This is a genomic window from Undibacterium sp. TJN19, assembly GCF_049339485.1.
GTDB lineage: Bacteria > Pseudomonadota > Gammaproteobacteria > Burkholderiales > Burkholderiaceae_D > Undibacterium.
The window spans coordinates 1-463 of the sequence record NZ_JBMPPL010000063.1; the positions used below are offsets into that span (position 1 = coordinate 1).

At 52.7% G+C, this 463-nt stretch carries 1 pseudogene; it reads left to right on the forward strand.

Annotated features, from left to right (window positions below):
* Nucleotides 1-463: pseudogene (locus tag ACO0LH_RS28530) on the forward strand (IS3 family transposase); the annotation flags it as partial.

A 463-nucleotide genomic window follows, 5' to 3' on the forward strand; every position in this document is an offset into this window, starting at 1 on the left:
CATCTCAGCGGCGCGAGATGGCGCGATGGGCGGTTCAACAACATGCTGCCAGCATACGTATAGCCTGCGCGGCCTTTGCCGTCAGCCAGGTCTGCTATCGGTACGAAGCCAGGCTGTCCTCAGAAAACGACCAAATAGCAGACTGGCTGATACGCCTAACGCACAATCAGCGCAATTGGGGCTTTGGCCTGTGCTACCTGTACCTGCGCAATGTTCAGGGTCACACCTGGAACCACAAGCGGATATATCGCATCTATCGTCAGTTGGAGTTGAATTTACGAATCAAACCCAAAAAGCGGCTTAGCAGAGAAAAGCCACAGGCTCTGGTGCAGCCTGAAGCAATGAACCAGGCCTGGTCCATGGACTTTATGCATGACCAACTGGCTGATGGTCGTAGTATCCGTTTATTCAATGTGATAGACGACTACAACCGTGAAGGCTTGGGCATTGAGGTCGACTTCTC